Genomic DNA, 23,252 nt, shown 5'->3' with positions numbered 1-23,252 from the left:
ATTACGGGCACACCGAGCCTAAGCGAGGTGCCGAGTGGTGGGGCAAGAGCGTTTGGTTACTTTGCGCTTTTCAAAGTGACCCGCTGTAAGAGCGGAACCAATAGTGGCCGTTACCTAAACAATGGATATGTAGTCGGTCTGATCCAACATTCTGGTCGGCTGTCAGGCCGCCATCGGGGGCAAGCCCCCTCCCACATTTGGATCGCGGTGCATCAGTCAGATAGCTATAAGCTGCCAGGCACCCGGATCCGTCACCTGATGGTCATAAAACAGACGGAAGGCACATCAGGATCCTAAAGTTGCGAGGTATTGGGCAGATATCCCCTATGTCACCTAATATCCGCAACACTGTTCAAGGATCGAACTCATGACCCAGCGTCAATCCGGCCGCATTTCCCTTCCTGGTTATCCGCGTTTTTGCTGGTTTGCCCTTATACCGGTCGTGCCTGCCATTGGGTGGCTGCTGGTGCAATCAGCTTCCTCGGCCAATCTGCTGGCCTGCGCGGTACTGGTACTGACGGGCTTGGGGGCTTGTGCCTGGAGCACACATTCGCAACGCAACGTTGTGCTGCACGCGACGGCGCGGGCGCAGGTGGATCAGTCGGCGATGGACGCAGCGCATGACGGCATGGCTTCCCGCGCACAGCTCGATGAAGTGCTGCTCGGCGCCATGCCGATCTGGGCCAAGCAGGTGGAAAGCTCGCGGCACCAGACCGAAGAAGCGATTGTGAGCCTGGCCAACCGCTTCACCGGGATCGCCGCGCGATTGCAGGAAACGGTACAGGCCTCGCAGCAGGCTGCCGGCGAACTGGATGGGCAGTCGGCCGACGGCGCGCTCGAGGTACTGGCGCGCAGCGACAGCGAGCTGAGCCAGGTGATCAATTCGCTCAAGGCCACACAGACCAGCCGTGACCAGACCCTGGTCCAGGTCCGCAGCCTCACTGCCTATACCAAGGAACTGCGCGCCATGGCCGCCGACGTGGCGGCGATTGCCGCGCAAACCAACCTGCTGGCCCTCAACGCTGCCATCGAGGCGGCGCGTGCCGGTGAGGCCGGGCGCGGCTTTGCGGTGGTGGCCGATGCGGTGCGCAGCCTGTCGAACAAATCCAGTGAAACCGGCCAGCAGATGTCGGCCAAGGTCGACATCATCAATAACGCCATCACGCAATTGGTGCAGGCCGCGTCCAGCAGTGCCGCCGAGGACAGCCATTCGGTGGCCGAGTCCGAAAACAGTATTCAAAAGGTGCTCGAGCGCTTCCAGAACATCACCGGGCGCCTGGCCGAATCTGCCGACCTGCTCAAGCAGGAAAGCTACGGCATCCGCGATGAGATGACCGAAGTGCTGGTCAGCCTGCAATTCCAGGACCGCGTCAGCCAGATCCTCAGCCACGTGCGCGACAACATGCACGCCTTGCACGACCACCTCCTGCAGGCCAGCCAGGCGCCGGACCAGGCGGTGGGCGTCGACGCCCGGCAGTGGCTGGCGCGCATGGAAGCCACCTATGCCACCGACGAACAGCGGCGCCTGCACCACGGAGTGGCAGCCGCGCAGCCGAATTCCCAAGACATCACCTTTTTTTAGGAGTACACCATGGCGAAGAATGTATTAGTGGTCGACGACTCCAGCAGCGTGCGACAAGTGGTCGGCATTGCCTTGAAAAGCGCCGGCTACGACGTAATCGAGGCCAGCGACGGCAAGGATGCCCTGAGCAAGCTCACCGGGCAGAAAGTCCACCTGATCATCAGCGATGTAAACATGCCCAACATGGACGGCATCACCTTCGTCAAGGAGGTCAAGAAGCTGGCCAATTACAAGTTCACGCCGATCATCATGCTGACCACCGAGTCCCAGGAATCGAAGAAGGCCGAGGGCCAGGCCGCCGGCGCCAAGGCCTGGGTGGTCAAGCCGTTCCAGCCGGCGCAAATGCTCGCAGCCGTTTCCAAGCTGATCCTGCCTTGATCATCCGGCGCCAGGGAGGCTGCCATGCCAATCAGTACTGAAACACTCGACGGCACCACCTGCGTGCGCATTGACGGCGAGCTGACGATCTACACCGTGGCGGAACTGGCGGCTGCGCTGCTGCCGCAGATGGGCGCCACGCCTCGCCTGGAGCTGGACCTGTCACAGGTCACGGAGATGGATGGCGCCGGTTTGCAGTTGCTTGCAGTTGTCCAGCGTGAGGCGGGCGTTGCCGGTACAGCCTTGAGTGTGACCGGCCAAAGCCAGGCGGTCATGCACGCACTGCAACTGTGCCGTAGCGCAGGCTTGTAGTCGCCACTTCCCATATTTTTTTGATCGACAAGGACAGTCCAGGTGAGCATCAATCTCGATCAGGCACAGCAGACATTCATCGTTGAGGCACGCGAGCTGTTGCAGGCCATGGAGCAATCCCTGCTGCAATTGGAAAGCGAGCCCGGCGACCAGGACGCCATCGGCGCGATTTTCCGCGCCGCGCACACCATCAAGGGTTCGGCGGGCCTTTTCGGTCTGGCGTCGATCGTGGGGTTCACGCATATCGTCGAAGACGTGCTTGACCGCCTGCGCGAAGGCAATGTGGCGGTGGACGCCGCATTGATCGCTCTGCTGCTCAAATGCGGCGACCACATGCTCGAACTGGTCGAAGTGGTCGCCAACCGCGGTGAGACGCCGACGCCTGCCGTTCTGGAGCGCGGTGAGGCGTTGCGCGAGGCGCTGAGTGCCTATCAGCCGATGCGAACCGTCACTGCCAGCGTCGAAACCGCTGAGGTGGCCGACGACACGGCGGTCGAAGTGCTCTGGCACATCTCCCTGCGCTTCGGCGTGGACGTGTTCCGTAATGGCATGGACCCGCTGTCATTTTTGCGCTACCTCGAGACCCTGGGGCAGGTGCTGCAGGTCACCACCCTGACCGACAGCATCCCGCCCATAGACCGCTGGGACCCGGAAAGCTGCTACCTGGGGTTCGAAATCGGCCTGCGTTCGACGGCCAGTCACGCCACTCTCAACGAAGTGTTCGACTTTGTGCGTGACGATTGCGAGGTGCACATCCGTGCCGTCGACGAAGCGCCTGAAAGCACTGCGGTCGTTGCCGGCGACCGGGTCGCCCAGGCAGAGCAGGGCGTCGTGGCGGCGACACCGCAGCGTTCTGCGCCAGCCACCGAGACGAAACCCCGTGACGGCAATTACGTGCGGGTCAACGCCGACAAGCTCGACGAGCTGATCAACCTGGTCGGCGAACTGGTGATCGCCAGTGCCGGCTCAAGCCTGTTGGCCCGCTCCTGTGACAACGACCCCCTGCAAGAGGCGACCTCGACGGTATCGGCGCTGGTGGAGGAGATCCTCGATGGCGCCCTGCACCTGCGCATGATCCCCATTGGTGACACGTTCAACCGCTTTCGCCGAGTGGTGCGCGATATCAGCCAGGAACTGGGCAAGGACATCGAACTGATCATCAGTGGCGCGGAAACCGAACTGGACAAGACCGTGGTCGAGAAAATCGGCGACCCACTGATGCACCTGCTGCGCAATGCCATGGACCACGGTATCGAAAGCGCCGATGCGCGGCAGGCGGCCGGCAAGCCGGGCAAGGGCCACCTGAGCCTCAATGCCTACCATGACTCAGGGAGCATCGTCATTGAAATCGCCGATGACGGCGCCGGGCTCAACCGCGAGCGCATCCTGCAAAAAGCCCAGGAACGCGGGTTGGTGGCCAGCGGTGCGGTGTTGACCGACCAGGAGATTTATAACCTGATCTTCGAAGCGGGGTTCTCCACCGCCGAGGCGGTGACCAACCTGTCCGGGCGCGGCGTCGGCATGGACGTGGTCAAGCGCAATATCACCCTGTTGCGCGGCACCGTTGACCTGGACAGCCGCCCCGGCGAAGGCACCGTGGTGCGCATCCGCTTGCCGCTGACCCTGGCGATCATCAATGGGTTCCTGGTCGCCATCGACCAGTCCACCTATGTGATTCCCCTGGATATGGTCCAGGAATGCATCGAGCTGGATGAACGCCAGCGCCAGTCCAGCCGCGACGACGGCTATCTGGACCTGCGTGGCGAGGTGTTGCCGCTGGTGGACCTGCGCGAACACTTCAGCCACGAAGGGCCCGCTGCACGGCGCCAGAACGTGGTGGTGGTGCGCTATGCCGAACACAAGGCCGGGCTGGTGGTGGATGACCTGCTCGGCGAGTTCCAGACCGTGATCAAACCGCTGGGCAAGCTGTTCGGCGCACTGCGCGGCATCAGCGGCTCGACCATATTGGGCAGCGGCGCGGTGGCCCTGATCCTGGATGTACCGGCACTGCTCAACCAAATCGTACAACTGGAAGCCCGCACGCCCCAGGCGCCTCAATCGCCGCCGGTCGTCGCTCGCTGATGTCTTTGCAATTCCATGGAGGTTCCCCGATGAAATGGTTCTACGATCTCAAGATTTCCACCAAGTTGATCAGCTCGTTCCTGGTGGTCCTGGCGCTCACCGCGGCCATGGGTGGCTTCGCCATCCACCAGCTCGGCGCTGTCAACCAGGCAGCCCAGGACATCAAGGGCAACTGGATGCCTTCCATGCGCGCAGCGGCAGGCATGCGTTTTTTTGCCGCCAACTATCGCTTGAAGGAAAACCGCCACCTCGCGACTGAGATCGCCGAGGAAAAGGCCCAGGCCGAACGTGAAGCCGCCGACGCGCGCCAACAGTTCGAAACCCGCATGGGCACCTATGAGCAGTTGCTGTCGAACGATGAAGATCGTCAGCTGCTGGCCAGCGTAAAAAGCGCATGGGAAGCGTACCTGGCAAGCAGCAAGCAATTGCTCGAATTTTCCCGGCAGAACCAGGAAGTCCAGGCACGCGGTTTGCTCAGAGGGGAGTCCAAGGGGCATTTCGATGAGGTGACCAGCCGCCTGCAGAAAATGGTCGAACTCAATGACGCCGGCGCGACGGTTGCGGGTGACAAGGGCTCGGCGCTGTACGAAAACGCACGCCTGTCGATCATCGCGGTGCTGGTCGCGGCCTTGCTGATCGGCCTGGGCCTGGCGGTATTCATCGCCCGGATCATTTCCCGCCCACTGCGCCAAGCCGCAACCGCCGCCGAGCAATTGGCCGAAGGCAACCTCAACGCCCATATCGAACCGGGTGCCAAGGATGAAACCGGCATGGTGCTCAACGCCATGCGCAATATGGTCGGCAAGCTGGCGCATATCATCGGCGAAGTGCGCAACGCCGCCGATAACCTCGCCAGCGCCTCCGAGCAGGTCAGTGCCACCGCGCAATCGATGAGCCAGGCCACCAGTGAACAGGCCGCCAGCGTCGAGGAAACCAGTGCCTCGGTGGAGCAAATGAGCGCCAGCATCAACCAGAACACCGAAAACGCCAAGGTCACCGATGGCATGGCCAGCAAGGCCGCCAAAGAGGCCACCGAAGGCGGCGAATCGGTACAGCAGACCGTGGTGGCGATGAAGAAAATCGCCCAGCGCATCAGCATCATCGATGACATTGCCTACCAGACCAATCTGCTTGCCCTCAATGCCGCCATCGAGGCCGCTCGGGCCGGCGAGCATGGCAAGGGCTTCGCCGTGGTGGCCGCCGAAGTGCGCAAGCTGGCCGAACGCAGCCAGGTCGCCGCCCAGGAAATCGGCGAGCTGTCCTCCAGCAGCGTGGACATGGCTGAGAAGGCCGGCAAGCTGCTCGACGAAATGGTGCCCTCCATCAACAAGACCTCCGACCTTGTGCAGGAAATCAGCGCCGCCTCCGAAGAACAGGCCGCGGGTGTCGGGCAGATCAACACGGCCATGACCCAGCTCAACCAGGTGACCCAGCAAAATGCCTCGAGCAGCGAGGAACTGGCGGCCACGGCCGAAGAGATGAGCAGCCAGGCCGAGCAACTGCAACAGGCCATGAGCTTCTTCGTGCTGGATTCTACCCCCAGGGCCGCGGTTCAAGACAACAGCGTCGACAGCCCCGGCAGCAAGCCCAACCGTCAGCCGCCCCGGCCGAAACCACAGGCACCGCGCAAGGCCTTCGCCTACAGCCTGGCCAGTGCCCCGGACGAATCGGAATTCACCCGCTTCTGATCCCACGATCAATGCGGGCTTACAAGGAGAGTGACATGGGCGCAGTGATGACGACTCGGCATACCGCGGTTGCGGTGGATGAGGATGCGCAATACCTGACCTTCATGCTTGGCGGCGAAATGTTCGCCATCGCCATCCTGGGGATCAAGGAGATTATTGAATACGGCAGCCTGACTGTGGTGCCGATGATGCCGGCGTTCGTGCGTGGGGTGATCAATCTGCGCGGCGCGGTGGTGCCGGTGGTGGACTTGTCGGCGCGCTTTGGGCGGGCCAATTCGGCGATCACCCGGCGCTCCTGCGTGATCATCATCGAGGCGAGTACCGAAGAGGGCAGGCCACAGGATATCGGCTTGCTGGTCGACACCGTGTCGGCGGTGCAGGAGATCCCGGCTGCGCAGATCGAGCCACCACCCAGCTTCGGGGCGCGAATTCGCGCCGACTTCATCGGTGGCATGGCCAAGGTCGACGGCAAGTTCGTGATCGTGCTGGAGGTGGACAAGGTGCTGTCCATCGATGAGATGTCCAGCCTCGCCGAGGGTGGCCAAGCGCCGGCCCTCGACCTCGATCCGCGTTGAGTGCCGACCATGCCAGAAACCGCCTCCATCGACGATCGTGAATTCGGCCAGTTCCAGAGCTGGCTGTACCGCGCGGCCGGCATCAACCTGTCGCCGGCCAAGAAAGCCCTGGTGGCCGGGCGCCTGTTCAAGCGCCTCAAGCACTATGAGCTGCACAGCTATGGTGAGTACTTCAAGCTGATCATGAGTGACCAGCGCAAGGGCGAGCTGCAGGTTGCGCTGGATTTGCTCACCACCAACGAAACCTATTTTTTCCGCGAACCCAAGCACTTCGACTTCCTGCGCCAGCAGGTGCTGCCCAAGGCGGCGCCGGGCAAGGTCTTTCGCGTGTGGAGCGCGGCCAGTTCATCGGGCGAAGAACCCTACAGCCTGGCGATGACCCTGGCCGAGAGCCTGGGCACCACCCCCTGGGAAGTGATCGGCTCGGACATCAGCATCCAGGTGCTGGCCAAGGCGCGCAACGGCCATTACGCCATGGAGCGCGCCGGGACGCTGCCCCAGCCGCTGCTGACCAAGTACTGCCTCAAGGGCACTGGCCGCCAGGAGGGCACCTTCCTGATCGACAAGGCCTTGCGTAGCCGGGTCAATTTTGTCCAGGTCAACCTTAACGAAGCGCTGCCGGCTTTGGGCGAGTTCGAGGTGATCTTCCTGCGCAACGTGATGATCTATTTCGACCAGCAGACCAAGAGCCAGGTGGTCGCGCGTCTGCTGCCGCTGCTCAAGCCCGGCGGTTATTTCATCATCAGCCACTCGGAAAGCCTCAACGGTGTAAACGACACTTTGAAGCTGGTGGCGCCGTCGATTTACCGCAAGCCATGAAAAAACCAGTCGATGCGAGCGAAGTGGTCTTAGCGCCTGGCCAGGTCAGCTTTGCGACGCGGCCGACGCGCCTGCGCACCTTGCTCGGTTCCTGCGTGGCGATCACCTTTTGGCACCCGCAACGGCGGATCGGCGGCATGTGTCACTTCATGCTGCCGGCACGCCTGCGCGATCATCAGCCCCTGGATGGCCGCTATGGCGACGAAGCCATGGAACTGTTGCTGCGCCACGCCCAGGCCAATGGCACCCATGCACGGGATTACCAGGTCAAGTTGTTCGGCGGCGGCGAGATGTTTCCCGATCAGCCGCGCCGCTTGCCGACCCAGGACGTGGCCAGCCTGAATATTCGCGCAGCGCTGGCCCTCGCCGAGCGCTATCACCTGCACCTGACGGCCCAGGACATGGGCAGTACCGGTTATCGCACGGTCATGTTCGACCTGTGGAACGGCAACGTCTGGGTCCGGCACCAACCAATGGGAACACTTCAACAAGATGCCTACCAAAAAAATCAGTGTGCTGCTGGTCGATGACTCGGCCGTGGTGCGCCAGGTACTGCTGGCGATTCTCGCCGACACGCCGGATATCCACGTCATGGGTGCCGCCTCCGACCCGATTTTCGCCATGGACAAACTCACCCGGGAATGGCCGGATGTGATCGTGCTGGACGTGGAAATGCCGCGCATGGACGGCATCACCTTTCTCAAGAAAATCATGAGCGAACGGCCTACGCCGGTGGTGATCTGCTCGTCGCTGACCCAGAAAGGCGCGGAAACCTCCCTGCAGGCGCTGGCAGCGGGCGCCGTGGAAATCATCACCAAGCCGACCACCGGCTTGAAGAACTTCCTGATCGAATCGGCGGCCGAATTGGTGACAGCGATCCGTGCCGCGGCGAACTCCAACGTCAGGAACCTGGGCAAGCGCAGCGTCAGCCCGTCGCCATTGGCCCCGGCCAGCAAGCTCAGTGCGGATGCGATCCTGCCCGCCGCCAACGGCCATGCCATGGCGCAGACCACCGAACGTATCGTCGCCATCGGCACCTCCACCGGCGGTACCCAAGCCTTGGAGGCGGTGCTGACGGCGCTGCCGCGGGTGTGCCCGGGCATGGTGATCGTGCAGCACATGCCGGAAAAATTCACCGCCTCGTTTGCCGAGCGTCTCAACAGCGTCTGCGAGATCGAGGTGCGCGAAGCACGCAACAATGACCGCATCCTGCCTGGCCTGGCCCTTATCGCCCCTGGCGGCAAGCACCTGATGGTCACCCGCAGCGGTGCCTATTACCACGCCCAGGTTATCGATGGCCCGCTGGTCAACCGGCACCGGCCGTCAGTGGACGTGCTGTTTCGTTCGGTGGCCAAGTTCGCCGGCAAGAACGCCACGGGCATCATCATGACCGGCATGGGCGACGACGGCGCGCGCGGGCTCAAGGAGATGCTCGAGGCCGGTGCCGCCACGGTGGCCCAGGACGAGGCCAGTTGCGTGGTGTTCGGCATGCCCAAGGAAGCGATCAAGCTCAACGCTGCCCAGCGGGTCATGGCGCTGGAAGATATTCATCGGGCGATTTTGCATAAGTGAACTTATTGATCTGGGTCAATAAGTTGAGCGCGTGCAGGGTGTAATTAGGGCGGCTGACTGCATGGCCTGACGTACTCAAGGGTACTTGTGTGGGCGATAAGCCTTTCGATTCTATGCGCTGCTTAAGGTTTTCAAGACGTTTAACTGTCTTGAAACCCATCCCGCTATTGCCAAGTGTTTTGCACATCCGAGGTATAGGGAACATGAATCGCCACGCACAGGTTATGGCTGACGATGAAAAGGCGCGCACCCTGGAGAGTGTGCTCGGCTGCCTTTCAGGTGCGGTTGCGGCGTTGGATCGAGCGGCACGGGTGGTGATGGGCAACCCTGCGTTCTCAAGCCTGCTGGTTGAAGATGGGTTTTCTCCTGCCGTCGGCTGCGAGTTTGTCTCACTCCTGCGTGCCGAGGACCATTGGCTTTTTTACCTCGCCCTGGAGAAAGCGGGGGCAAATAAGCGCGCATTTTTTGCGGTGGTGGGCGCGGGGCAGGGCTTGCTGGATGTTTCCCTGACGCTGTGGCGCGACGCTTATTTTATCGTTGAAGTGATTGCGCGCCAGGCTTCATCGGCGCCGCCACCCGCGGTCGAAAGTTATGCGCAGATCCCGCTCAGGTCGATTTTCGACGCCTCCGGCACCGGCTTGGCGCTGGTGTCGTTGGAGGGGCGTTGGCTGCGGGCCAATGGTGTCATCTGCACGATGCTGGGCTACAGCGAAGCGCAGTTGCAACACACCACGTTCATGGCGCTGACCCACCCCGACGACATGCAGGTCGGCAAACAGCTGATCGAAGAGTTGAAGGGCGGTGAAAGGGCGGGAGCGACATTGCACAAGCGCTATATTCATCGCGACGGGCACGTTGTGTGGGTGCGCTTGACCGTGGGCCTGGTGCGTGACGACCAGGGGCAACCGACCTGTTTCGTGTCGCAACTGGAAGACATCACCGAGAATTGGCAGCTGCGCGAAACATTGATGGGCAGCGAGCTCAAGTTTCTCACCCTGGCGGAAAACTCCCCCAATATCATTGTCCGTTACGACCGCGACCTGTTACGCACCTACGTCAACCCGGCCTATCTGCGCTTGACTGGCAAGACGTGTGACGCGGCGATAGGCGTCAGCCCGGATGAGGAAGCCAGTGACTACCTCAATCAGTTGCGCCGTGTGGTGGCAACGGGCGAGACCGCGCAATTCGTCGACAGCTGGAGCGTCGCCAACGGTCTCGGTTACGTGAGTTGTGCGGTCAGCCTGATGGCCGAACGCAGCAACACTGGCGAAGTGGTCGGTGTGCTCTCGTTGGCCCACGACATTACCGAACTGCGCAGGCACCAGCTGCTGGAAGATGCGCGTTTGGGCATCTTCGAAAAAATGGCGACGGGTGCCTCCCTTGAAGAAACGCTGGCACTGCTCGTGGGGTATCTGCAATTGGCCTTGCCCCATTGGTCCTGCCGCGTACAGCTGGTAGAACCGCTCGGCACTGGCCTGGCGAAATATCGGGCGTCTGCTTCTACGCTTGCAGACAACTCATGCTGGTCCGAACCGATCATGGACAAACAAGGGCAACGCCTGGGGGCTTTCGAATTGTCCCGGTTGCCCGGTTCGGTGACGCACGAGAGTGATATTCAGCCTGTACGGCAAACCTGCCACATTGCCGCGATCGCGATTGAACGTTGGCAATCGGAGTCGTTACTGCGCGAGCGTGAGCGCCGTTACCGGGATATTTTCGACCATAACCTGGACATGCTTCTGCTGTTGGAGGTGACACCGGCCGGCGATGTGTCTTGTGTCGAAGCCAACCCGGCGTTGTCACGCGCGCTGGGCAAAGCCCATGAGGTGCTGATCGGCGCGATGCTGGTGTCGATATTCGGCCGGTTGGGCGCGCAGAAGCTCCAGGGGCTTTGCGAGCAGTGCAGGGTTGCCGGTCGCACGGTTGAGTCAGATGAGAGCATGCTGCTGCTCAACGAAGTTCGTAACCTGCATTTCACCCTGGTACCGGTGGCCGATTCCGGGCGCACGGGCTCGCGCATACTGGTGATCGGTCGCGATACCACCTTGCTGACCCGCGCCCGACACAAAGAACTGGAGCGCCAGCACGACATCAACACACTGGTAGAAAACAGTCCGGACGCTGTCGCCCGGTTGAGTGCCCAAGGTGACGTGCTCTACGTCAATGCGCGGTTAAAGACCTGGGTAGGCGACGCCTGGCCGAAGCTGATCGGCATGCCTATGGATGCGTTGGCCCCCCTGAATAACCAGTCCCAGCTGTTTCGTGAATTGGTTGCCCAGGTGATTCGTGAAAACAAGGCAACCGAGCAAGAGTTTCGACTCTCAATCTTGAAGACGGCCCCCAAAGTGGTGCTGATCCACTTTGTTCCGGAGCTGGATGGCGAGCGAGTGGTCAGCGTACTGGCGGTAGGGCGCGATATTTCCACGCTGCGTGCGGCGGAGCGGCGCCTGGCCAATTCCAACGCGCAGTTGCGCGATCTGTCGACCCGCCGCGAAACCGCCCGGGAAGAGGAGCGCAAACTGATTGCCAGGGAGGTCCACGACGAATTGGGCCAGCACCTTACCGCATTGCGCATGGGGATCTCGTTATTGCGGTTTCAGTTCGGCGCCACCACGCCGGAACTCGCGCCTCAGGTGGAACGCTTGCTGGCGCTGACCGACAAGACGATTCAGGTGGTGCGCAATGTTTCCACCAGCCTGCGACCGTCCGCCTTGAACCTGGGGCTGGTATCGGGGCTGGAATGGCTGACCACCGAATTCGCCACCTTGACCCTGGTTCCGTGCGTGCTGCACTTGCCTTCGATTCCCCTGGTCCTCCCTGATACGCACATTACCGCCGCGTTTCGCATCGTTCAGGAGTCGCTGACCAACATTGCCCGATACGCCGAAGCGACACAGGTCAGCGTCACCCTGACCCCGCAGGAAACCCATTGGCTGCTGGAGGTGCAGGACAACGGCAAGGGTTTCGAGCCGGAGGCGCTCACGCGCCAGACCCTGGGCCTGGCGGGCATGCGTGAGCGCGGCCTGATGCTGGGCGGCAAAGTCATTATTTTCAGTCATCCCGGGCAGGGCACCACGGTCCAGGCATTTATTCCGATGCACAAGGATACGTATTGATGATTCGCATGCTGATCGCCGATGACCACACCATCATGCGCGAAGGGCTCAAGCAGCTGTTTAGCCTGGTGGCCGATGTGCAAGTTGTGGCCGAAGCCGAGAGTGGAACACAGCTGATCGAACTGTTGCGCCAGGTCGAGATCGACCTGTTGCTGCTGGACATGAACATGCCGGGTATCAGCGGCGAGATCCTGATCGCCCGTTTGCACGCCCAGTACCCGAGTCTACCGATCCTGGTGTTGAGCATGCATAACGAAATCCACATTGCCCAACGCGCATTACGTGCTGGAGCGCTCGGGTACGTCACCAAGGACCGCGACCCAGAGACTTTGCTGGCTGCCATGCGGCGGGTGGTCAGTGGGCAACGTTACTTGGACCCGGGCCTGGCTGAGCAGATTGCGCTGCAAAGCAGCGGTTTGAAGCAGCAGACCTACGTCGAAAGCTTGTCTGATCGAGAGTTCCAGATTCTGCGCTTGCTGGCGCACGGCCTGAGCGTCAACCAGATTGCCGAACAGTTGGTCATCAGCAACAAGACCGTCAGCACCCACAAGACGCGCTTGATGGAAAAGATGGGGTTCAGCTCCACGGCAGATATTGTGCGCTTTGCCATGACCTTGGGCATCTCGTGATCCGCGCGCTCATGTAGGGATTTTCCTAACCGGTTTCCCGTTATCCCTACCCCAGAATAGGGATGCTCTGATGGTTGCGTTGCCATCATAGGGCCATTATTGCTCCCAGGCCGTCGAACTGCCGATTCACCGGCGATGACAGGCTTCGACTGGGAGACACACCGTGAGTGAACAGGCCCCAACCCCTTCAGTTGCCTTGACCCTGGTTCCGGTGATCATTGCCGGCCTGCTTGGCGGCAGTGCGCTCGCCTACAGCGGTGGTTTCAGTGCCTGGGCCTTGATAGCGGGAGTTGCGCTGTTGGCGCTGTGCACAGGCTTGGGTTGCCTGGCGCACCGGCGTCACCAGGCACACTGCAAACGCCTGTGCCAGCAGCTTGACCATCCGGCAATTGCCGCGACGGTGGTGGCTGTCGATAACGGCCTGGCAGACGTCTGCGTCCACGTCTTGCCCATCTGGTCCAGGCAGATCGAAGCGGCGCGTGAGATCAGCGAAACCTCGATCCTCAAGCTCAGCGAACGCTTCAGTACGCTGTCATCAGACATCAGCCACAGCGTGTCCAGCCAGGGGGCGCAAGACGCTTCCCTGCAACTGGTCGACTTGCTGGAGGTTGGCCAGCGTGACCTCAACTCCATCGTGGTAGCGCTGCGTGCTGCGCTGTCCAATAAAGAGAACGAACTCAAGGAAGTCCTGCAACTGTCCGGGTTCACTGAGCAGCTGCAGCAGATGGCCAAGTTTGTCGGAGACATTGCCAGTCAAACCAACCTGCTGGCGCTCAACGCTGCCATCGAAGCAGCGCGTGCCGGCGAGGCCGGGCGAGGTTTCGCGGTAGTGGCCGATGAAGTGCGCAAACTCTCGAGCATGTCCGGCGAGACCGGGCGCAAGATCAGTGAAACCGTCAACACCGTCAACGCGGCCATTGCCCGTACGGTGCAAATGTCCCGTCACCACGCCGAACAAGACACCCTGACCCTCGCGGATTCGGAGCGTGTGGTGTCGCAGGTCATCGAACATTTTCGCGGCACCGCCCAAAGCATCGTGGGCAACAGCCATGACCTGCAGCAACAGAACGCCAACGTCGCCGGCGAAATTGCCCAGGTGCTGGTCGCCCTGCAGTTCCAGGATCGCGTCAGCCAGATGTTGACGCTGATTACCGGCGACCTGGGCAAGTTGCAGCAACAGTTAGGCGAGCGCCAGGCGGCGAGCCTCAGCGGTGGCGCTTTGATGCCGATGCGCGGTGACCAGTGGCTGCAGGCGCTTGCAACGGGCTACACCATGCCGGAGCAGCACGCCATTCACGGCGGCAAAGTGCACGCCAAGGCGCAAGCCAGCGAAATCACCTTTTTCTAGAGGAGTTTTTCCGATGAGCAAAACCATTCTGATCGTCGACGACTCGGCCTCCATCCGGCAGGTGGTGAGCATCACCCTCAAGGGGGCGGGTTACGACGTGATCGAAGGCTGTGATGGACGTGATGCGTTGAGCAAGCTGGACGGTCGCAAAATCCACTTGATTGTCAGTGACGTGAACATGCCCAACATGGACGGCTTGAGCTTCGTCAAGGCCGCCAAGCTGTTGCCGGCCTACAAGTTCACCCCGGTCATCATGCTGACGACCGAGGCCAGTGATGCGATGAAACAGCAAGGCCAGGCCAGCGGCGCCAAGGCGTGGATGGTCAAGCCTTTCCAGCCTGCGCAAATGCTCACCGCCGTCTCCAAGTTGATCCTGCCATAGCGATGACCAGCGAGCGCTGGCCAGGAGGTTTGCATGAAAAGCACCGTGCCGATGCTGCGTCGAATCCAGGTCATGGAAGGCCCCCTGACGATCTACACGGCCAGCGAGCAAAAAGACGTGTTGTTGTCGTTGTTTCCCTTGGCCCATGAGGTCGAGCTGGACCTGTCCAATGTCGACGAACTGGACAGCGCCGGTTTGCAACTGTTGATTCTGATCAAGCGCGAATCGTTCAAGGACGGCACGCAGCTGGTGCTGAGCAACCCCAGTGCGACGGTACTCGAAGCCCTGCGGCTCAGTGGCCTTGACGACTACTTCGCCAACCCCTCTTTCACTGTATCGGTTGGAGCGTGACCCTATGGCCCAGCCCATGAACATGGATGACGTGCTGCAAACGTTCATTGCCGAGAGTCGCGAGCTTCTATTGCAAATGGAAGATGCGCTGCTGCAGATCGAGCAGTCGCCGCAGGACCTGGACACCATCAACGGCCTGTTTCGCGTGGCCCACACTATCAAGGGGTCGGCCGGCCTGTTCGGCCTGATGCCAATCGTTGAGTTCACCCATGTCGCCGAGAGCGTCCTGGATCGCGTACGCAGCCTGGAAGTGAAGGTGGACGAGGCCTTGAGCGCGTTGTTTCTCGACGCCCGTGACCATATTGGCCAACTGATCGACCTGCTGGCCGAGGATGGCGACCTTGAGCGCCTGGGTGAACCGTTGCGGGTTCAGGGCCAGCGCTTGGCTGAGCGCCTGTCGATGTATCTGCAAGCGCCTGTCGCGCTGCCTGAATCGGTTGCTCAAGACCAGCCGCCGATGGCTGCCGAAGGGCCTGGTCACTGGCATCTCTCCGTGCGCTTTGGTGCGGATATGTTTCGCAATGGCATGGACCCCCTGGCGTTCCTGCGTTACCTGAGCACCCTGGGGCACTTGGCGCATACCGTCACGCTGTTCGACGCATTGCCGCCTCTGCTGTCGATGGACCCGGAAACCAACTACCTGGGCTTTGAACTGGCGCTGGTCAGCGACGCCACGCGGGAAGTCATCGACGGCGCCTTCGATTTTGTCCGCGATGACGCCCTGGTGCTGATCCTGGCGCCCCAGGCCGAGATCCAGGCGTATCTCACGCACATCGACGCGCTGCCGGAAGACAATGCGGTGTTGCTGGAGCTGTTGGTTCGCTGCGGCACTTTGACTGAGGCTCAGGCCGCGCTCGTTATCCAAGAAGGCTCGCCAACGCCTGCCGATGCGCCTGCCGCGCCTGAAGTCGCGCAGGATTCGCCGCCCAAGGCCAGCAAAGGCGCGGCCAACAACGAAGGCAACCTGATTCGGGTCGATGCCGCCAAATTGGACCAACTGATCAATCTAGTCGGTGAGCTGATCATCGCCGGTGCCGGCGCCAACCTGGTGGCGGTACGCAGCGGGATAGGCGAGATGATCGAGGCGACCAGCCTGTTATCGAGGTTGGTGGAGGAGGTGCGTGACTCGGCACTGACCCTGCGCATGGTGCAGATCGGCGCGACCTTCACCCGCTTCCAGCGCGTGGTCCGGGATGTGTCCAAAGAGTTGGGCAAGGACATCGTGCTGCGCATCGGCGGTGGCGAAACCGAACTGGACAAGACGGTCGTCGAGCGCATTGGCGACCCGTTGACGCACCTGGTGCGCAATGCCATGGACCATGGCATCGAGGCGGTGTCGACTCGCCTGCAACGGGGCAAGCCGGCCCAGGGCACCGTACGCCTGAATGCCTACCATGAATCCGGCAGCATCGTGATCGAGGTGTCGGACGACGGCGGCGGCCTGGCAAAGCACAAGATCCTCGCCAAGGCTCGCGAGCGCGGCCTGGTCGGGGACGGTCAGGTACCGGCCGACAAAGACATCCTGAACCTGATCTTCGAACCAGGCTTCTCCACCGCCGACCAGGTCAGCAACCTGTCCGGCCGCGGCGTTGGCATGGACGTGGTCAAGCGCAATATCACCGCATTACGCGGCAGCGTGAGCCTTGAGAGCGAGGAGGGGCAGGGCACCACGGTACGCATTCGTTTGCCGCTGACCCTGGCGATCATCGATGGCTTTCTGATCGGTGTGGGCAAAGCCTCTTACGTCATCCCGCTGAACATGGTGGAGGAGTGCATCGAGTTGGCGCCTGGGCAGGGGGCTGAATCCGGCTTCCTGGACCTGCGCGGCGATGTGCTGCCGATCTTGCGGCTGCGCGACATGTTTGCCGTGCAAGAGCCGGGCGGCATCCGCGAAAACGTCGTTGTCGTGCACTACGCCGGCTTACGTGCCGGCCTGGTGGTCGATCGCTTGCAGGGTGAGTTTCAAACCGTGATCAAGCCCTTGGGCAAAGTCTTCGGAGAAGCCCAGGGATTGGGTGGTTTCACCATTCTCGGGAGCGGGGCCGTGGCCCTGATCCTGGATATTCCCAATCTGTTAGGACTCGTTGCCAAGGAAGCCACCAACCGTTCGACCCCACGTCCTTTATCGATCCAATAAGCGTCATCAGGAGTTCCTCGCCATGACCGTTATCAAAAATATTACGCTGTTGATTTTCACGGCAATGCTGGGCGTCGTCGTGTTGGGTGGCACCAGTTTCTATCTGACCAGTGAAGTCAATTCCAGCGCCAGTTTTGCCAGTGTCAACACGGTACCCAGCCTGCTTGAGATCGATCGCGCCGCCGAGGCTTTCGCCAGCCTGCACGCCTTGCAATGGGAGCACCTGAATGAGTCGGGCAAGAGCACGGTTGCGCCGTACGCCGCACTGATAGCGCAGCATTCGGGCATTATCGACAACGCCTTGGAGCGTTACCGCACCCAACTGGCTATCGACGCGCATGATGCGGCGTTGTTGAGCCAGTTGCGCACCCGGTTTGACGAGTTTGCAACCTTGCAGGAGCGATTCGACAAACTGGTTGAAACAGGCGATATCGCCGGCGCTCGCACGTTGCTTGAAGCGAGCCAGCCTCTGCAAACAGCGACCCAGACGGCAATCGCCGATGTGCGCCAATACAACCTGGAGCTGGGGCGCAAGGCACAGCTGCTGGCCACCAGCACTGAGCAGAATGCCCGCTACATCATCCTGCTGATCGGCGCGCTCACATTGCTGGTCACTGGACTGATGGGCGTACTGCTGGCACGCAATCTCATGCGCCAGCTGGGCGGTGAACCTGCGAGCGTCCGCGCCTTTGCTGCGCGCTTGTCAGCCGGCGAGCTGGAGGCAAAAGCCCCCCTCAAGGCCGGTGACACCACGAGCCTGATGGCTTGCATGCAACAGTTGGGCTCGAACCTGCAGGCGCTGGTCGCGCAGATAAACACCATGTCCAGCGAGCACGACAAGGGCGAAATCGACGCACAGATCGATGCCAGCCGCTTTCACGCAAGCTACCGTTCAATGGCCCAAGGCATCAACGACATGGTCAACGGCCATATCGCGGTGAAGAAAAAAGCCATGGCGTGCATTCGTGCCTTTGGTGAAGGTGATCTATCGGCGCAGTTGGAACAGTTCCCCGGCAAGAAAGCCTTCATCAATGAAAATATTGAGCTGCTGCGTAGCAATATCCTGGCGCTGATCAATGAAATGCAGCACATGTCCAGCGAGCACGAGAAAGGTGACATTGACGTCATGATCGATGTCGAGCGCTTTAGCGGTTCGTACCGTGAAATCGGCCAGGGCATCAATGACATGGTCAGCGGCCATATCAGTGTGAAGAAAAAGGCCATGGCCTGCATTCGCGCGTTCGGCGAAGGCGATCTGGCCGCGCCTCTGGAGCAATTCCCGGGCAAAAAAGCCTTTATCAACGAGAACATCGAGCAATTGCGCGCCAACATCCTGGCCCTGGTCGACGACACGCGCCAGATCAGCGACAGCGCGATGATCGGCAAACTCGATACCCGGCCGGATGCCTCTCGCCATCAGGGCGATTTCCGCCGCATCATCCTGGGGATCAACGGGTCGCTGGATGCGATCATCGTGCCGATCACCGAAGCCATGGACGTCCTGGCGTCGATCTCCAGTGGCGATCTGACCCGGACCATCGTCGGCGACTATCAAGGCAAGTTCCTGGAGCTGAAAAACTCGGTCAACGGCACCGTGGAAAAACTCTCGGAAATCATCGGCGAAGTGCGCGGGTCGGCCGACTCGCTGTCCAGTGCCTCCGAGGAAATCTCCGCCACTGCCCAGAGCATGGCGCAATCGGCGTCCGAACAGGCGGCGTCGGTGGAACAGACTTCGGCGTCGATGGAGCAAATGTCAGCGTCCATCGCCCAGAACACCGAAAACGCCAAGGTGACCGATGGTATGGCGGGCAAGGCTAACAAAGAGGCGTCCGAAGGCGGTCGCGCCGTGAAGGATACGGTGGCGGCGATGAAGACCATCGCGGAAAAAATCGGCATCGTCGATTCCATCGCCTACCAGACCAACCTGTTGGCGCTTAACGCGGCCATCGAAGCGGCGCGGGCCGGCGAGCACGGTAAAGGCTTCGCGGTGGTGGCCGCGGAGGTGCGCAAACTGGCCGAGCGCAGCCAGATCGCGGCGCAGGAAATCAGCGAAGTGGCCAAGAACAGCGTGGCCCTGGCCGAACGGGCCGGTAACCTGCTGGATGAAATCGTGCCTTCGATCGCCAAGACCTCTGACCTGGTGCAGGAAATTGCGGCCGCCTCGGAAGAACAATCGATCGGCTCCGAGCAAATCAACAGCGCAATGTCGCAAATGAGCCAACTGACTCAGCAAAACGCGTCGGCCTCCGAAGAGTTGGCCGCGACTGCCGAGGAAATGAGTGGCCAGGCCGAGCAGTTGCAGGAACTGATGGGCTTTTTCACCGTACAGGGCAAGCGCGTCGGGCGCACTGTTGCAACGTCGGGTCTGGGGCGTGCGGCGTCGCTGTCGGATCATGACAGCCGTGCAGTGGAGAGCGGTTTCGTCCGCTTCGGGAGTTGACCCATGAGTGCCTCAGCCGTTGTGCCTGGCACTTCAGCCCCAGCGCCGCAAGGCAGCGAGCCCTTGCAGTACCTGACCTTTTCGGCTGATCAGGAGATGTACGCGGTCAACACGTTGAGCGTTCGCGAAATAATCGAATACAGCCAGGTGACCAGCGTGCCGATGATGCCGGAGTTCCTGCGCGGGGTGATCAATCTGCGCGGCTCGGTGGTACCGGTGGTGGACCTCAAGGCCCGGTTCGGCAAGGGCGTGACGGACCTTGGCAGCCGCACGTGCATCGTCATTCTTGAAGCGGCCAAGGAGGGCGAGTCCCAGGTGCTGGGGGTGGTGGTGGACTCGGTCAGCGAGGTGATCGAGATCCTCGATATCGATATCAAGCCTGCACCGGCCTTCGGCAACCTTATTCGTACCGACTTCATCAGAGGGATGACCAAGGTGCGGGGAGCGTTTGTCACGCTGCTGCAGATCGAGCAGGTGCTGTGCGTCGACGAGATCGCCGGCTTGATGCGCGCTTGAGGTGTACGACCGTGCCCCCAGGTGCGGGCGCAAAGCAATTGATCCGAGGTGAATCATGGCGTTAACCATCCAAAGTTCTGGCAGTGCTGCGATCTCTGGCCCGAGCCAATACCTCACCTTCGAGTTGGGGGGTGAGATGTTCGCGGTCGGCACGCTCAACGTGCGCGAGATCATCGAATATGGGCCGATTACCCACGTGCCGTTGCTGCCTGCCAGCCTGCGCGGGGTGATCAATCTGCGAGGCGTTGCGGTGCCGATACTGGACCTGGGCGTGCGCTTTCGCGGCGAACGGACGCTGCAGACGTCAAGAACCTGCTTTGTGATCCTGGAGGTACAGGTCGGTAGCGTGCGCAAGCCGGTGGGCATCATTGTGGATGCAGTCAGCGAGGTGCTTGAAATCGCCGAGCAGGATATCGAACCTTCGCTGAGTGTCGGCACCGAGGTCAGGGCCGATTACCTGTTGGGCATCGGCAAATTGGACAGCGGTTTTGTACTGCTGCTGGATATCGGTCGCGTGTTGTCCCTGGAACCGATCGATGGGCTGGCGGACCTTGAAGCCTTGCTGCCTGCCACCGCCTGATTCAACTTTTGGGATGCCCTTATGAACGTGATTCTCTCCGACGCCGAGTTCCAGCAGTTTCGCAGCCTTATCCATCAGATCGCCGGCATCAGCCTGTCCGATGCGAAAAAACAGTTGGTCAGCGCGCGGCTTGCCAAGCGACTGCAGGCGTTCGAGCTCACGACCTACGGTGCTTACTACAAGGTGTTGATGAAGGACGCCACGGAACTGCAGGTGGCGGTAGACATGCTGACCACCAACGAAACCTATTTTTTCCGCGAACCCAAGCATTTTGACTTCCTGCGCGACGTGGCCCTGCCCGAACTGCGTGGCAACGCAACGCTGCGGGTATGGAGTGGCGCCTGCTCCACCGGTGAAGAACCTTACACCCTGGCAATGGTGCTGGCGGACAACCTGGCCGGTCGGCCTTGGGAGATCATGGCGTCGGACATCAGCAGCCGTGTGTTGGATAAAGCCCGCCAAGGGCGGTACCCCCTCGAGGGTATACGCGGCATTCCCGAAGCGCTGCTGCACAAATATTGCCTCAAGGGCGTCGGTGCCAACCACGGTTGCTTCATGGTCGATCCGGCGCTCGCGGCGAAAATCGATTTCCAGGCGATCAATTTGAACAATCCGCTGCCGAAAGTCGGCATGTTCGACGTGATCTTCCTGCGCAACGTGATGATCTATTTCGACAGCGATACCAAAGTGCAGGTCGTCAAGCGTCTGGTCAGCCATCTCAAGCCTGGCGGCTATTTCCTGGTCAGCCACTCGGAAAGCCTCAACGGCGTGACCGACGAGCTGAAGCTGGTCAAGCCTTCGATCTATCGGAGGCCACATGCCTGACACTCAACCTTCGCGCGAGGTGTTCCTGAATCCTGGTGATTGGTTTTTCGGCACTGGCGCGATTCGGCTGCGCACGGTGCTGGGCTCCTGCGTGGCCCTGGCTTTCTGGCATCCGCAGCGCTTGTTGGGTGGCATGTGTCACTACCTGCTGCCCCAGCGTGCTGCGACGAGTGCCAAGCCCCTGGACGGTCGCTATGGCAATCAAGCGCTGCAACTGCTGCTCGATGCCATGCGCGCGAGCAAGGTGCCGCCGACGGAGTTCAGGATCAATGTGTATGGCGGCGGGAATATGTTTCCCGGGCTGGTGCGCCCGGACAACCACTACGTCGGGCAACGCAATGTCGAGCAAGCCAGGCGCCTGCTCGATATGCATCACCTGCGGTGTCTGAATTGGCACGTGGAAGGCGTTGGGTATCGCACGGTGGTATTCGATCTGGCCAATGGCAATATTCAACTCAACTACCTGGCGCTGCAGCGCCCCCTCAGCAGCCCTCAACGAGAGCGTGCGCTATGAGTCCTATCAAAGTACTGATCATTGACGACTCTGCCGTGGTCCGCCAGGTATTGACGGCGACCCTGGGACGAGACCCCGCCATTGAAGTGATAGGCGCGGCGGCAGACCCGGTATTCGCCATGGATAAAATGAACAAGCAATGGCCGGATGTGATCGTGCTGGACGTCGAAATGCCGCGCATGGACGGCATTACGTTCCTCAAGAAACTCATGGCCGAACACCCCACGCCGGTGGTCATCTGCTCGACCTTGACCGAGAAGGGCGCGGCCACCACCATGCAAGCCTTGGCGGCAGGGGCTGTCAGTATCGTCACCAAGCCGCAGTTGAATTTGCGCCAGTTCCTGACCGACAGCGCCGATGAGTTGGCGGGGGCCGTCAAGGCTGCGGCCAAGGCCAACATGAAACGAATGGTGGCGTGCGGTGAACGTGCTCCCGCTAGGGTAAATGCCGACGTCATTGTTCCCGGGGGTACCCAGGCGATGGTGCGTACCACCGACAATATTGTCGCCATTGGCACTTCCACAGGCGGTACTCAAGCCCTGGAGTTGATACTGACCGCGTTGCCCAGGGTGTGCCCGGGCATCGTGATCGTGCAGCACATGCCTGAACACTTCACCGCGGCGTTTGCCGAGCGACTCAATCGACTGTGTGAAATCGAGGTCAGGGAGGCGAAAAATGGCGACCGGGTCATCCCCGGTTGCGCATTGATCGCCCCCGGCGGCCGACACATGGTGCTCAAGCGCAACGGAGCCCAATATCAGGTGGAGATCGTTGACGGCCCACCGGTGAGCCGGCATCGGCCCTCGGTTGACGTGCTGTTTCGTTCCGTTGCCCGCAGTGCCGGTGGCAACGCGCTGGGCATCATCATGACCGGCATGGGCGACGACGGCGCGCGCGGGCTCAAGGAAATGTTCGACGCCGGCGCCGCCACGGTGGCCCAGGACGAGGCCAGTTGCGTGGTGTTTGGCATGCCCAAGGAAGCGATCAAGCTCAACGCCGCCCAGCGCGTCATGGCGCTGGAAGATATTCATCGGGCGATTTTGCATCGGTGAACTTGAGTGCCAGGCGACTCACAACTTTGGCGGCGCCCTGACCCGAGGCAGCTCGATTTCGTGGCGGTCTGATTGACTGCACGCGGTAAAAAATGTGGGAGGGGGCTTGCTCCCGATGGCGGCCTGAGAGTCGACCGGGATCTTGGATCAAACCGAGTACATATCCATTATTTAGGTAACGGCCACTTAGGGTTCCGCTCTTACAGCGGCTCACTTTTGGAAGGACCCAAAAGTAAGCAAGCAAAAGGTCCTCGCCCCACCACTCGGCACCTCGCTCAGGCTCGGTGTGCCCGTAATCCGACAGAGATTTGGGGGGCCGCCGCCACGCGCCATCCATGGCGCGGGGCGGCTAAA

Annotated in this window: 20 protein-coding genes and 2 pseudogenes; all 22 read left to right on the top strand. The window is 61.1% G+C overall.

Annotated features, from left to right (window positions below; translation table 11 throughout):
* Window positions 1-367: 367 nt before the first annotated feature.
* Window positions 368-1,582: a methyl-accepting chemotaxis protein gene (locus NMB39_RS17840; protein WP_494343360.1), complete on the top strand. Its 1,215-nt coding sequence runs from the start codon at window positions 368-370 to the stop codon at window positions 1,580-1,582.
* 9 nt (window positions 1,583-1,591) lie between these two features.
* A complete protein-coding gene (locus NMB39_RS17835; protein ID WP_010446480.1) occupies window positions 1,592-1,960 on the top strand; it encodes a response regulator in 369 nt (122 codons plus the stop codon).
* Between the two features lie 24 nt (window positions 1,961-1,984).
* Window positions 1,985-2,272 carry an STAS domain-containing protein gene (locus NMB39_RS17830; RefSeq protein WP_057025421.1) on the top strand — a complete coding sequence of 96 codons (288 nt, stop codon included), beginning with the start codon at window positions 1,985-1,987 and terminating at the stop codon, window positions 2,270-2,272.
* 42 nt (window positions 2,273-2,314) lie between these two features.
* Window positions 2,315-4,354: a chemotaxis protein CheA gene (locus tag NMB39_RS17825; protein ID WP_494340335.1), complete on the top strand. Its 2,040-nt coding sequence runs from the start codon at window positions 2,315-2,317 to the stop codon at window positions 4,352-4,354.
* Between the two features lie 29 nt (window positions 4,355-4,383).
* Window positions 4,384-6,042, top strand: a complete 1,659-nt coding sequence (locus NMB39_RS17820) for a methyl-accepting chemotaxis protein (RefSeq protein ID WP_494340336.1) — start codon at window positions 4,384-4,386, stop codon at window positions 6,040-6,042.
* A 35-nt stretch (window positions 6,043-6,077) separates the two neighbouring features.
* Complete coding sequence (locus NMB39_RS17815; protein ID WP_494340337.1) at window positions 6,078-6,617, top strand: chemotaxis protein CheW; 540 nt, start codon at window positions 6,078-6,080, stop codon at window positions 6,615-6,617.
* 9 nt (window positions 6,618-6,626) lie between these two features.
* Window positions 6,627-7,436 carry a CheR family methyltransferase gene (locus NMB39_RS17810; protein ID WP_057025417.1) on the top strand — a complete coding sequence of 270 codons (810 nt, stop codon included), beginning with the start codon at window positions 6,627-6,629 and terminating at the stop codon, window positions 7,434-7,436.
* On the top strand, window positions 7,433-7,966 hold the full coding sequence (cheD, locus tag NMB39_RS17805; RefSeq protein WP_057025416.1) for a chemoreceptor glutamine deamidase CheD: 534 nt from the start codon (window positions 7,433-7,435) through the stop codon (window positions 7,964-7,966). The genes NMB39_RS17810 and cheD overlap by 4 nt, the downstream gene beginning before the upstream one ends.
* Window positions 7,929-9,008 carry a protein-glutamate methylesterase/protein-glutamine glutaminase gene (locus NMB39_RS17800; RefSeq protein WP_057025415.1) on the top strand — a complete coding sequence of 360 codons (1,080 nt, stop codon included), beginning with the start codon at window positions 7,929-7,931 and terminating at the stop codon, window positions 9,006-9,008. The genes cheD and NMB39_RS17800 overlap by 38 nt, the downstream gene beginning before the upstream one ends.
* Window positions 9,009-9,211: 203 nt before the next feature.
* The gene (locus NMB39_RS17795) at window positions 9,212-12,124 is read left to right on the top strand and encodes a PAS domain-containing sensor histidine kinase (protein ID WP_494340338.1); all 2,913 of its coding nucleotides are present in this window, start codon (window positions 9,212-9,214) and stop codon (window positions 12,122-12,124) included.
* Entirely contained in the window at window positions 12,124-12,753 is a 630-nt protein-coding gene (locus tag NMB39_RS17790) for a response regulator (protein WP_046072083.1), read from the top strand. Before NMB39_RS17795 ends, NMB39_RS17790 begins: the two co-directional genes overlap by 1 nt.
* A gap of 163 nt (window positions 12,754-12,916) precedes the next feature.
* The gene (locus NMB39_RS17785) at window positions 12,917-14,101 is read left to right on the top strand and encodes a methyl-accepting chemotaxis protein (protein WP_332873507.1); all 1,185 of its coding nucleotides are present in this window, start codon (window positions 12,917-12,919) and stop codon (window positions 14,099-14,101) included.
* 13 nt (window positions 14,102-14,114) lie between these two features.
* The gene (locus tag NMB39_RS17780; RefSeq protein WP_010563050.1) at window positions 14,115-14,483 is read left to right on the top strand and encodes a response regulator; all 369 of its coding nucleotides are present in this window, start codon (window positions 14,115-14,117) and stop codon (window positions 14,481-14,483) included.
* A 33-nt stretch (window positions 14,484-14,516) separates the two neighbouring features.
* Window positions 14,517-14,834, top strand: a complete 318-nt coding sequence (locus NMB39_RS17775; RefSeq protein ID WP_057025413.1) for an STAS domain-containing protein — start codon at window positions 14,517-14,519, stop codon at window positions 14,832-14,834.
* A 4-nt stretch (window positions 14,835-14,838) separates the two neighbouring features.
* Window positions 14,839-16,971, top strand: coding sequence for a chemotaxis protein CheA (locus NMB39_RS17770; RefSeq protein WP_232923771.1), 2,133 nt, complete (start codon window positions 14,839-14,841; stop codon window positions 16,969-16,971).
* Window positions 16,972-16,993: 22 nt separating this feature from the next.
* Window positions 16,994-18,514, top strand: a pseudogene (locus NMB39_RS17765) (MCP four helix bundle domain-containing protein); the annotation flags it as partial.
* Window positions 18,515-18,574: 60 nt separating this feature from the next.
* Window positions 18,575-19,298: pseudogene (locus tag NMB39_RS17760) on the top strand (methyl-accepting chemotaxis protein); the annotation flags it as partial.
* A gap of 116 nt (window positions 19,299-19,414) precedes the next feature.
* On the top strand, window positions 19,415-19,927 hold the full coding sequence (locus NMB39_RS17755) for a chemotaxis protein CheW (RefSeq protein WP_057025411.1): 513 nt from the start codon (window positions 19,415-19,417) through the stop codon (window positions 19,925-19,927).
* Between the two features lie 55 nt (window positions 19,928-19,982).
* The gene (locus tag NMB39_RS17750; RefSeq protein WP_494340339.1) at window positions 19,983-20,507 is read left to right on the top strand and encodes a chemotaxis protein CheW; all 525 of its coding nucleotides are present in this window, start codon (window positions 19,983-19,985) and stop codon (window positions 20,505-20,507) included.
* Between the two features lie 21 nt (window positions 20,508-20,528).
* A complete protein-coding gene (locus NMB39_RS17745; RefSeq protein ID WP_057025409.1) occupies window positions 20,529-21,332 on the top strand; it encodes a CheR family methyltransferase in 804 nt (267 codons plus the stop codon).
* Window positions 21,325-21,846 carry a chemotaxis protein CheD gene (locus NMB39_RS17740; protein WP_494340340.1) on the top strand — a complete coding sequence of 174 codons (522 nt, stop codon included), beginning with the start codon at window positions 21,325-21,327 and terminating at the stop codon, window positions 21,844-21,846. Before NMB39_RS17745 ends, NMB39_RS17740 begins: the two co-directional genes overlap by 8 nt.
* A complete protein-coding gene (locus NMB39_RS17735; protein ID WP_494340341.1) occupies window positions 21,843-22,898 on the top strand; it encodes a protein-glutamate methylesterase/protein-glutamine glutaminase in 1,056 nt (351 codons plus the stop codon). Before NMB39_RS17740 ends, NMB39_RS17735 begins: the two co-directional genes overlap by 4 nt.
* Window positions 22,899-23,252 lie beyond the last annotated feature (354 nt).

Source organism: Pseudomonas sp. FBCC-B545, from assembly GCF_059134095.1.
The sequence above is the reverse complement of the archived record's forward strand: the minus strand, read 5'-3'. Positions and strand labels throughout refer to the sequence as shown.

What these genes read in the sequence shown, in the direction of transcription:
- NMB39_RS17755 (WP_057025411.1), top strand. Translation starts at nt 19,415, where the DNA reads ATGAGTGCCTCAGCCGTTGTGCCTGGCACTTCAGCCCCAGCGCCGCAA.
- NMB39_RS17835 (WP_010446480.1), top strand. Translation starts at nt 1,592, where the DNA reads ATGGCGAAGAATGTATTAGTGGTCGACGACTCCAGCAGCGTGCGACAA.
- NMB39_RS17840 (WP_494343360.1), top strand. Translation starts at nt 368, where the DNA reads ATGACCCAGCGTCAATCCGGCCGCATTTCCCTTCCTGGTTATCCGCGT.
- NMB39_RS17795 (WP_494340338.1), top strand. Translation starts at nt 9,212, where the DNA reads ATGAATCGCCACGCACAGGTTATGGCTGACGATGAAAAGGCGCGCACC.
- NMB39_RS17820 (WP_494340336.1), top strand. Translation starts at nt 4,384, where the DNA reads ATGAAATGGTTCTACGATCTCAAGATTTCCACCAAGTTGATCAGCTCG.
- NMB39_RS17740 (WP_494340340.1), top strand. Translation starts at nt 21,325, where the DNA reads ATGCCTGACACTCAACCTTCGCGCGAGGTGTTCCTGAATCCTGGTGAT.
- NMB39_RS17770 (WP_232923771.1), top strand. Translation starts at nt 14,839, where the DNA reads ATGGCCCAGCCCATGAACATGGATGACGTGCTGCAAACGTTCATTGCC.
- NMB39_RS17745 (WP_057025409.1), top strand. Translation starts at nt 20,529, where the DNA reads ATGAACGTGATTCTCTCCGACGCCGAGTTCCAGCAGTTTCGCAGCCTT.
- NMB39_RS17815 (WP_494340337.1), top strand. Translation starts at nt 6,078, where the DNA reads ATGGGCGCAGTGATGACGACTCGGCATACCGCGGTTGCGGTGGATGAG.
- cheD (WP_057025416.1), top strand. Translation starts at nt 7,433, where the DNA reads ATGAAAAAACCAGTCGATGCGAGCGAAGTGGTCTTAGCGCCTGGCCAG.
- NMB39_RS17750 (WP_494340339.1), top strand. Translation starts at nt 19,983, where the DNA reads ATGGCGTTAACCATCCAAAGTTCTGGCAGTGCTGCGATCTCTGGCCCG.
- NMB39_RS17735 (WP_494340341.1), top strand. Translation starts at nt 21,843, where the DNA reads ATGAGTCCTATCAAAGTACTGATCATTGACGACTCTGCCGTGGTCCGC.
- NMB39_RS17780 (WP_010563050.1), top strand. Translation starts at nt 14,115, where the DNA reads ATGAGCAAAACCATTCTGATCGTCGACGACTCGGCCTCCATCCGGCAG.
- NMB39_RS17800 (WP_057025415.1), top strand. Translation starts at nt 7,929, where the DNA reads ATGCCTACCAAAAAAATCAGTGTGCTGCTGGTCGATGACTCGGCCGTG.
- NMB39_RS17830 (WP_057025421.1), top strand. Translation starts at nt 1,985, where the DNA reads ATGCCAATCAGTACTGAAACACTCGACGGCACCACCTGCGTGCGCATT.
- NMB39_RS17810 (WP_057025417.1), top strand. Translation starts at nt 6,627, where the DNA reads ATGCCAGAAACCGCCTCCATCGACGATCGTGAATTCGGCCAGTTCCAG.
- NMB39_RS17775 (WP_057025413.1), top strand. Translation starts at nt 14,517, where the DNA reads ATGAAAAGCACCGTGCCGATGCTGCGTCGAATCCAGGTCATGGAAGGC.
- NMB39_RS17790 (WP_046072083.1), top strand. Translation starts at nt 12,124, where the DNA reads ATGATTCGCATGCTGATCGCCGATGACCACACCATCATGCGCGAAGGG.